Consider the following 8,281-nt stretch of genomic DNA (forward strand, 5'->3'; position numbering starts at 1 on the left):
TCGCCGCCGTCAGCGTCGTTTTACCATGGTCAACGTGACCAATCGTACCAATGTTGCAGTGCGGTTTCGTCCGCTCAAACTTTTGCTTTGCCATTGCCCGTCAATCCTAAGCAATCACGCCCCGGTCATTTCCGTAGGGAACAATCCCATGGGCGAACCATTTAAACCTCGCAGCAACCCACCCCGGGTCACCACATGATGCAGCCGCCCGAGAGGGACGTGTATGGAGCGGGTGAAGGGAATCGAACCCTCGTCGTAAGCTTGGAAGGCTTCTGCTCTACCATTGAGCTACACCCGCACAAGCCAGCGGCTCCTCTCGAACATAACAAGCCTTCCCTGTCACGGTTCCTATAATCGGAACCGAAGGCGAGGAAGGTTAGGTGGTGGAGGGGGCAGGATTCGAACCTGCGAAGCCTGAGGCGTCAGATTTACAGTCTGATGGGTTTGACCGCTCCCCAACCCCTCCACATATGTAACTCGGTACACCGGAAATTCCGGCGTCGCGGTGAGGCCGCAATATGCCCATATCCAGACCCATGTCAACACCAACTTCCCCGAAAAAGCTATTTTTTTGAAACGACTTTGGCACGCGGCAATTATCGCTTATAGAGACGACAGGAAACTTCAGGGGATACGCCCCCGAAATTAGCCGAAAAATGGCCGGGAATGAGCAATGTCGAAAAAGAAAAACAATAAACAACCACCGGCGCGCCGCCCTCAAACACGGTCTCAGCGTCCCCCTGCCCCGGATAGACATCAGGACCGGCAGCAGGAACGGCATCAAGGCGGCCATCATGCCAGTCAGGGCGGCAAAAGCCACCCGGCCCTCAGCCCGCAGTCGAAAGACGGTTATTTCCTGTTTGGCCGCCACGCCGTGGAAGCCGCCCTCAAAAACCCCAACCGGGAATGCGTGCGGCTGATCGGCCTCGAGAAAGCCATCACCACCAGCGGGCTTGCCACTATCCGGCCGACCCTGAAGGTTGAGATTGTCGCCTCGGAAGATCCCCTCAGGGCCGCGGTGCCGTCGGATTCGCCCCACCAAGGTGTGCTTCTCGAAGTCCGGCCGCTGCCCGGCCTCGCGCTTGAGGAGCTCACGCCGATCCCCGGAGAAAAGAATATCCTGCTGATGCTTGACCAGGTGACGGACCCGCACAATGTCGGCGCCTGCCTGCGGTCTGCCGCCGCCTTCGGTGCCCGTGCGGTCATCACCCAGGACCGGCACAGCCCGGGCGAATCCGGCACGCTGGCCCGGTCCTCCTCCGGCGGGCTTGAGGTCACACCCTGGGTGCGGGTCATCAACCTTGCCCAGGCGCTCGAAACCCTGAAGGACATGGGCTACTGGCATGTCGGGCTTGACGGCAGCACGGACGTCGCCCTCAAGGACGTCCGGCTTGGCGACAATGTGGTCATCGTCATGGGCTCGGAAGGCCATGGCCTGAGGCCACTCACCCGCAAGCACTGTGACGCCATTGCCAAAATCCCGATGACCGGACTGGTGGAAAGCCTCAATGTCTCGAACGCCGCCGCGATTGCGCTCTATCAGTTCGCGGGGCTTTGAGGCATGGACAAGAACAATATGACCGCCGCGGAAATCGTCGCGCTTCTGGACCTGAAACCGCACCCGGAAGGCGGCTACTACAGCCGTACCTACAGGCATGAAGACGGCCCTGAAGGGCGCGGGCACGGCTCGGCGATCTACTATCTTCTGGAAGGTGGCGATTTCGCGCTTTGGCACCAGGTCGATGCCGACGAAAACTGGCACTGGTATGCCGGCGCGCCGCTCACGCTCGAGATCGCCGATGATAGCCACATCCTCAGCCGCCACACGCTCGGCCCGGCCCTGACGGCTGGCGAACGCCCACAGACCCTGGTCCCGGCCCACCAGTGGCAACGCGCGCGCAGCGAAGGTAGCTGGACGCTCTGCGGCTGCACGGTATGCCCCGGCTTCCTGTTCGACAATTACACCCTCGCCCCCGAGGGCTGGATGCCCGGCGACCCCGCGTGAGCCGCCGCCCTACCCTTTTTCGCACCCCGTCATAAGCTCTTGAAAGCTCTGGTCAATTAAAGTTCCGGCTGCTAACGTTTTCGGATGGACCCGATAAATGCGCGTCCATCCGGCAGCACGGGTGTTAGGTGAAGCCGGTTTGCGTCCCCAGAAAAACAAACTTCAGGAAGAAGCGCATCCATGGCCGACCAACCTCTATCCACCACCAGCAGGAAACTGATCCTGTCTGCCACGGGCATTGCCCTTGCCGCCACCCTTCTTTATTGGCTGATCGCCCCGTCAGGTGGCGCGGGCGCCCCATCCGTGCTCGGGATGACGGCCTCTTTGTTGGCCCTTCCCCTACTCGTCATCGGGCTTGGCATCCACATCATCCTGCTGAATAGGCAGATGACGCCCCTGAAAGCGCTGGCCGAAGCCTCGGCCAAGCTCGCCCGAGGGGAAACCGACGTCGCCATTCCGGCCCTGCCGCAGGGCAGTGACCTCGGCGCCATCGCCGCGGCCCTCACGGCTTTCAAGGCCAAGACTGCTCAGCCTGAAACCGCAGCAGAGGACACCGCCGCAGAAGCAGCCGCAGCAAGCGCCGCGCACGAAGCCGAAGCCATCCGCGCCACACAAGAAGCCGAACGCGCCCGCTATGAAGCCGAACAAGACGCGCTCAAACGCCAGATCGAAGAACAGAATAACGCCCGCCAGGTGATCGCAGAGCGATTCGAAGGCACCGTTCTCAATGCCATCGACGCGCTCGGCAGGACCGCAGACGACCTCGAAAGCGCCGTCCAGCAAATGAGCCAGGCGACCGAGCAATCCACCCGCGGGATGCAAAGCGCCGCCGACAAGGCCGAGAACACCGGCGGCAGCGTCAATAGTGTTGCAGGCGCAACAGAAGAAATCTCCGCGTCGGTCGATAGTGTCGCAAGCCAGATGGGCCGGGCCGCAAACGTCACCCAGCAGGCCCTGACCGAAGCCCAGGAAGCCACCCGTTATGTCGAGACGCTCAATGTCGCGGGCCAGAAAATCAGCGATGTGGTGAAGCTGATCAACGACATCGCCGAACAGACCAACCTGCTTGCCCTCAACGCCACCATCGAGGCGGCGCGCGCTGGCGAAGCCGGCAAGGGTTTCGCGGTGGTCGCCAGCGAAGTCAAGCAGCTCGCAACGCAAACCGCGCGCGCAACCGGCGAAATCTCCCAGCAGATTGCGGAACTGCAGGCTGCCACAAAAGACACCGTCAGCGCCTTCGAACGCATCAGCGAGCGGGTGAAGGAAGTCGACACCATCTCAAGCGAGGTAGCCGGCACGGTTGACCAGCAGGCTTCCGCCGCACGGGAAATCAGCCAAAGCGCCATGCTCGCCGCCAGCGGCACCTCGGGCCTCATTCAGGACCTGGAGGAAATCTACGGCCTTGTCGACAAGACGGGCAGCGCCGCCGACAGCGTCGCCGCCTCGATCCAGGCCTTGCAGCAACAGGGCCTGAGCCTGAGGGACAGCGTGCAGGAATTCCTGATGGCGCTTCATAACGATTAAGCCATCAGCTTATAGAACAAAGCAAACGGGCCGCAGCTGCGGCCCGTTCTTTTTTGTGCTTGGAAAGATTGAGGGTACGCGGGTCCCCGGGCATGACAGCCGCCCGGGGGGAAAGCTTGTATCAGACGGCGCGCTTGCGGAGCTCGATCGCGCCCCAGATGAAGCCTGCGGCGACCACAAGGCCGAGCCAGAAGTGCAGACTGGTGAAGGAGTAGCTGATCGCATCCCACTGCAGATGACCGATCGCAATTTGGTACAGATCGCGCGGACCTTCGATATGGCCGTTGACGCTGATGTCATGGTAGGCGTCCCGCTGCCAGCCGGCCATATGCTCGCCGATCCAGCCCGCCAGCCTGTGCGTGCCCAGGACCAGGTCTTCACCGACGATCAGAACGATCGGGGTCAGCACCGCCCACAGGAACGGCATCCGGTTGGCATAGGCCGACACCAGAAGCACCCAGGCAAACAGTGGCAGAGCCCACAGCGCCATGATCAGATACTGGAAGCCCATGCTGAACCAGCCTTTGAACATGAAGCCAAGCGGCCACAAGGCCAGGACAGGACCGCCCTGGAACATCACCACCAGGCTGAGCAGCAGTGCAATGGCAAGCTGGGCGGCAATCACGATACCGAGGAAGATAAAGGGCGCGACGAACACGGGCATCACCAGTTTCGCCAGCACTTCCTGCCAGTCGGCCACAGGCATCGACTTCCAGAACAGGATCGAGCGGTCGCGGCGTTCTTCATACAGGCTGCTGAGGAGCGAGAAGAACACAACGAACGGGAAGGCGATCCAGGTCATGGTGCTCATGCCCCAATAGGCAAGCGCGATCCCTGCCGGCACATGCTCCGGCTTCTGGGCCACCGCCCGGGTGAGCACATCCCCCAGGTTATGGACATCATCCAGTTGGATATCTTCGATATGAATGACGGTGCCAAACCCGGCAACCGACAGCACCACCATGGCAACTGTCAGGCCCGCCAGGATAAGCGGCGTCCGGAAATAACCGTTTTTACCGTCGAGGAATTCCCTCTTTACAAGGGCGACAAAGGTTTTCATTGCCCCTCTCCTGTCATGGTCGCCACGAAGATATCGGCAAGCCCCAGGCGGCGCGTTTCACCCAGTGTAGCCAGCGTTTCGCGGTCGATGTTTTTATACACGCATGTTGCACGTCCGAAGGTGGTGCTTTGTTTGATCGGCTTCAGCGCAAGGGCTTCTTCTTCCTTGCCCGGCGCTACCATGACCTCGATGAACTGCTGTGTCAGCGCGTCCATATCGGCCTCAAGCACGATCTCGCCATCCTTCAGGAACATCACATCGGTGAGGATATGTTCGACCTCTTCCACCTGGTGGGTGGTGATGATGACGGTGCGGTCCTCGTCGAAATATTCCTCCAGAAGGCTTTGGTAGAACTGCTTACGGAAGATGATATCAAGACCGAGCGTCGGCTCATCGAGCACCAGAAGCTTGGCATCGATCGACATAACCACGGCCAGGTGAACCTGAACGGTCATGCCTTTCGACAGCGCCCGGACCTTGCGGTCGAGCGGTACCTGGGTGCGTGAGAGGAAATCCATCGCTTTCGAGCGGTCGAATTTCGGATGGACGGCCTCGACATAATCGAGCACCTCGAAAACCTTCATCCATTTCGGCAAAGTCGCCACATCGGCGATGAAGCAGACATCTTTCATCAAGGCGTCGCGCTGTTTCGAGGGGTCAAGCCCCAGGACCTTCAGCTCGCCTTCATAGGAGCTCAGGCCAAGGACGGCGTTGAGCATGGTTGTCTTGCCCGCGCCGTTCGCGCCGATGACACCGACGATACGGCCAAGCGGCACCGAAAATGTCGCGCCCCGGAGAGCGGCAAAGTCGCCAAAATGTTTGGCAAGGCCCTTTGCTTCGATCACAGGCGCTTCAATCACGTTATCGGTCATGATGCCCTCCCTCAGTGGCTAAGGCCGCTTTTCAGCAGCTCGTCAGCGTTGAACCCGAGCCGGCGGATGGTCTCAAGGACCCGCGGCCATTCTTCATTGAGGAACTTGTCACGCTCTACTTCCATCAGCTTCGAGCGCGCGCCCTCGACCACGAACATTCCGAGTCCGCGGCGTTTTTCAACAAGTCCGTCCATTACCAGCTCCTGATAGGCTTTTGAGGCGGTGATTGGGTTGATCTGCAAATCCACGGCGACATTTCGTACCGAGGGAAGAGCTTCGCCCTCCTTGAGGGCCCCTTCCATGATTGCAGTCACTACCTTGTCCTTCAGTTGCCGGTAGATCGGCTGGTCGTCCGTCCAATCCGGCGTCATGCTTTCGTCCCTTCCTTCAAGCCACGGTGGCAAAAAGCTGGTTGTCGTTCACGCCCCGGCGCTCTTGCAGGCCATAGGCTTCGCGTGCCTCATTATGGGCAAGACGGCGGTTGCGGCGATGTACCTGTTTATAATGCTGGTAAGTACGCATCGACATTTTTCTTCTCCTCGCTGTGCCGGACTTCGGGCCGGTGTTTTTGTTATGCTGTCGTTTGGTCGTTGTTATTGTTGTCGTATATCGGCTTTCGCCTTTTTTTGTTTCGGATTGGGGGGCCGGTTTTCCGGCTCCCCCATCCTTTCCCTCGCTGCCGAGATTTTCTCTCGTTCTTATTATTTCTACTGTCGTTAACTCGGGCCGGCGTTTATTTTGCCTTATCCCGTTCCCGGCTTTCTTTTCCTCGCTGAACCCGTTTTTCTTTTTATATCGGGCTGCCCTGTCTGGGCGTTCTATCGTGCCGGTGTATTAGTTATGTATAACACCTAATCGCCATTGACAAGCCCCTGCCTCAAGAAAATGCTAAAAATCATGGCAACCTGTTGTTACAAATGACTTTTATTTTATGGAAGAAAAACACTCTCGATGTCCCGCGACACTCAACTTGTCCAAAAACGACATTAGACTCAAATGTTGCGCGGCTGCGCAAGAATCGGAAACTTGCCTCTGAGCAGATGCTCAAAACCGCGAAATAAAATTTCTTTCGCTTTCAGCAATTCAGGCAGGGTCTTAACCCGCAATACCGAACCAACCCTCCCAGCTTGCAAGGGAACGGACTGTTGCGCTTGGCAGGCGGACGAAGGTGGTTCGCCGCCCGCTCTCTATCGGGACCCGCACTTCCGCCACCGGCCGGTCAGCCGTCTGCCGTGCCCCACTCAGCCTGGTTCATGCACCCACCAGATTGATGCCCTCGATATCTCCGATGCTGAGGCCCACAAGAAAAACGCTCTCGCCGTTGCCGAGGTCAATCAGAAGACCAGCCTGCCCACTGATTGTTGCGGCGCTGGCGGAATCGGTAAGTGCTGCAGCACTCGTGATACCCCTGAGATGCAGATCAAGGCTGTCTTGGCTCATATCGAAGTCGGTGATGACATCATCGCCAGCATGGTGCCCGAACACGAAACTGTCGGCACCATCGCCGCCGATGAGCGTGTCGTTACCTGCCCCGGCCCACAAGGTATCGTTGCCGTTGCCGCCCTCGACACTGTCATTGCCCTGCCCGTTATAAAGCAGATCATCGCCATTGCCGCCCTTCAGGGTATCGTCGCCGCTGTTGCCATACAGCGTGTCATTGCCCCCAAGCCCTTTGAGATAGTCATTGTCGGCATTACCGCCGATCACGTCGTTACCGCCTGAACCCACGGCCACGTCATTGCCTGCTCCGGCCCACAGGCGGTTCTGGCTCGTACCGGCCTCGACCTCCTCACCCTCGTCATAGCGGCCGTTGTCATTGATCAGACTATCGTTCCAACCACCGCCGAGAAGCGTATCGTCGCCAGTGCCGCCAATGATCGTGTCTGAGCCATCAACGTTGGGGTCGCTATTTTCGACCAACGTCTGACGGGTGGCACCATCTGAGGCGCCACCACCGACCACAAAGTCGCTGCCGCCACCGGCCTCAATCTTGTCACCACCACTGCCGCCGACGATCGTATCCTGCCCTTGGTCGCTGGCTGGTTTGATTATGATGTCGTTGCCAGCGCCGCCATCGAGCGTGTCGTTGCCTGCCCCGCCTGTGATGGTATCGCTGCCCCCCGTGCCCATCAGCGTATCGTTTCCGTTAGTGCCGGTCTCTGCAGCGCCCTCCCCGACGTTGAGGACGGAAATATGAACCTGTGTGCTGCTGCTGAGCCCGGAAGTGTCAGCCGCGAAAACCTGAAGCGTAAGGCTTGCCACCTTTCCATAGTCGAGCGAAACACCGTCCTTAAGCCACAATTGGTCCCCCTCGACCCGGAATCGGTCGTCGGTGACGCTGAAGTGGACTGCACTGCTTTCAGGGTCGGTGGCGCTCAGTGTACCGACAAAGGCACCAGCGCTGTGCTCACTCACACCACTACTGGACAACACTGGCGCGGTCGGCGCATCGTTGGCGCCATTGATGGTAACGACGATATCCTGCGTGGTGCCATCCGCCGAGGCGACGGTGATGGTATCGCCCAGCGTATCACCAGCAGCGAGAGACTGGACCCCGGTCAGCGTCTCATCGAGGTCATAGCTCCAGTCACCATTCGAGGTGACGGTCAGTGTGCCGTAACTGCCCGCAATCGTATCGGCGGTGAAGCTGCTTTGGCCGGTATCGATGTCGCTAACTGTCAAGGTACCGGTCGCCGTTCCGGTGCTGTCCTCACCGATCGAGCCTGTGCTCGTGCCGCCAATCACCGCGGCATCGTTGACGCCATTGATGGTGAAGACGATATCCTGCGTCGTGCCATCCGCCGACGAGACGGTGAAGGT

The 8,281-nt window shown here is 59.3% G+C and carries 9 protein-coding genes and 2 tRNA genes; 3 read left to right on the plus strand and 8 right to left on the minus strand.

The genetic code is table 11. The annotated features are described in order from the left end of the window. The 3 genes from K6118_RS17065 to K6118_RS17075 all read right to left on the minus strand — a co-directional run. On the minus strand, nucleotides 1-94 hold a 94-nt coding region (locus tag K6118_RS17065), incomplete at its 3' end, for a GTP-binding protein (RefSeq protein WP_247121714.1). 130 nt (nucleotides 95-224) lie between these two features. Further along, nucleotides 225-298: transfer RNA gene (locus K6118_RS17070), tRNA-Gly, on the minus strand. 83 nt (nucleotides 299-381) lie between these two features. Next, a tRNA-Tyr gene (locus K6118_RS17075) sits at nucleotides 382-466 on the minus strand. A gap of 207 nt (nucleotides 467-673) precedes the next feature. Between K6118_RS17075 and rlmB the strand changes: the two genes are divergently transcribed. The 3 genes from rlmB (at nucleotide 674) to K6118_RS17090 (ending at nucleotide 3,529) form a co-directional block, all read left to right on the plus strand. Continuing rightward, on the plus strand, nucleotides 674-1,558 hold the full coding sequence (rlmB, locus tag K6118_RS17080) for a 23S rRNA (guanosine(2251)-2'-O)-methyltransferase RlmB (RefSeq protein WP_247121715.1): 885 nt from the start codon (nucleotides 674-676) through the stop codon (nucleotides 1,556-1,558). Nucleotides 1,559-1,561: 3 nt separating this feature from the next. Further along, a complete protein-coding gene (locus K6118_RS17085; RefSeq protein WP_247121716.1) occupies nucleotides 1,562-2,005 on the plus strand; it encodes a cupin domain-containing protein in 444 nt (147 codons plus the stop codon). A gap of 180 nt (nucleotides 2,006-2,185) precedes the next feature. Further along, nucleotides 2,186-3,529, plus strand: a complete 1,344-nt coding sequence (locus K6118_RS17090; RefSeq protein WP_247121717.1) for a methyl-accepting chemotaxis protein — start codon at nucleotides 2,186-2,188, stop codon at nucleotides 3,527-3,529. 121 nt (nucleotides 3,530-3,650) lie between these two features. Here K6118_RS17090 and K6118_RS17095 read toward each other — a convergent pair whose 3' ends face one another. From K6118_RS17095 to K6118_RS17115, 5 genes are all read right to left on the minus strand, one after another. Next, nucleotides 3,651-4,589: a hypothetical protein gene (locus K6118_RS17095; protein WP_247121718.1), complete on the minus strand. Its 939-nt coding sequence runs from the start codon at nucleotides 4,587-4,589 to the stop codon at nucleotides 3,651-3,653. Further along, on the minus strand, nucleotides 4,586-5,461 hold the full coding sequence (locus K6118_RS17100; protein WP_247121719.1) for an ABC transporter ATP-binding protein: 876 nt from the start codon (nucleotides 5,459-5,461) through the stop codon (nucleotides 4,586-4,588). Before K6118_RS17100 ends, K6118_RS17095 begins: the two co-directional genes overlap by 4 nt. 11 nt (nucleotides 5,462-5,472) lie before the next feature. Further along, nucleotides 5,473-5,832: a GntR family transcriptional regulator gene (locus K6118_RS17105; RefSeq protein WP_247121720.1), complete on the minus strand. Its 360-nt coding sequence runs from the start codon at nucleotides 5,830-5,832 to the stop codon at nucleotides 5,473-5,475. 16 nt (nucleotides 5,833-5,848) lie between these two features. Next, nucleotides 5,849-5,989, minus strand: a complete 141-nt coding sequence (locus K6118_RS17110) for a hypothetical protein (RefSeq protein WP_247121721.1) — start codon at nucleotides 5,987-5,989, stop codon at nucleotides 5,849-5,851. A gap of 723 nt (nucleotides 5,990-6,712) precedes the next feature. Further along, nucleotides 6,713-8,281 (minus strand): VCBS domain-containing protein (locus K6118_RS17115; protein ID WP_247121722.1); only part of this gene is annotated, 1,569 nt, incomplete at its 5' end.

Source organism: Kordiimonas marina (assembly GCF_023006325.1).
Classification (GTDB): domain Bacteria; phylum Pseudomonadota; class Alphaproteobacteria; order Sphingomonadales; family Kordiimonadaceae; genus Kordiimonas; species Kordiimonas marina.

Bases quoted from the DNA above. Each gene is read 5' to 3' on its own strand.
- rlmB (WP_247121715.1), top strand. From the start codon at position 674: ATGTCGAAAAAGAAAAACAATAAACAACCACCGGCGCGCCGCCCTCAA.
- K6118_RS17085 (WP_247121716.1), top strand. From the start codon at position 1,562: ATGGACAAGAACAATATGACCGCCGCGGAAATCGTCGCGCTTCTGGAC.
- K6118_RS17090 (WP_247121717.1), top strand. From the start codon at position 2,186: ATGGCCGACCAACCTCTATCCACCACCAGCAGGAAACTGATCCTGTCT.
- K6118_RS17095 (WP_247121718.1), bottom strand. From the start codon at position 4,589: ATGAAAACCTTTGTCGCCCTTGTAAAGAGGGAATTCCTCGACGGTAAA.
- K6118_RS17100 (WP_247121719.1), bottom strand. From the start codon at position 5,461: ATGACCGATAACGTGATTGAAGCGCCTGTGATCGAAGCAAAGGGCCTT.
- K6118_RS17105 (WP_247121720.1), bottom strand. From the start codon at position 5,832: ATGACGCCGGATTGGACGGACGACCAGCCGATCTACCGGCAACTGAAG.
- K6118_RS17110 (WP_247121721.1), bottom strand. From the start codon at position 5,989: ATGTCGATGCGTACTTACCAGCATTATAAACAGGTACATCGCCGCAAC.